The organism is Achromobacter sp. SIMBA_011 (genome assembly GCF_046535435.1).
Taxonomy (GTDB): Bacteria; Pseudomonadota; Gammaproteobacteria; order Burkholderiales; family Burkholderiaceae_B; genus Achromobacter; species Achromobacter dolens.
This window is the reverse complement of record NZ_JAWRWN010000326.1, coordinates 1-278: the sequence shown is the minus strand read 5'-3', so window position 1 is coordinate 278 and position 278 is coordinate 1. Positions and strand designations below refer to the sequence as shown.

Genomic DNA, 278 nt, shown 5'->3' with positions numbered 1-278 from the left:
CGTGTTCCAGCGCCGCGCGGCGTTCCTTTTTCAGCCCCTTGCGCTTGCGCGATGAAAGGGCGTCGAGAAAATCATCGTGGTCGCGATAACCGTCATTGATGAAATGAAACTGTTGGTCGGTCCTGTGCAGGAAATCGCGCGGCAGAAGGGCGGAAAGATCGCTCTCTTCCAGAAATGTGACATGTGCCGAGGAGACGCCGATCTTTTCAGTCACCTGCGCGAGACCGGAGGCCAGTAACGCCTTGAAGCGTGTCTCGTCTTCGTTTTCCGAAACGAGC

At 56.5% G+C, this 278-nt stretch carries 1 protein-coding gene; it reads right to left on the bottom strand.

The genetic code is table 11. The features are described 5' to 3' along the window. Positions 1-278: peptidogalycan biosysnthesis protein (locus SB816_RS31160; protein ID WP_410548134.1), on the bottom strand; the 278-nt coding region annotated here is incomplete at both ends.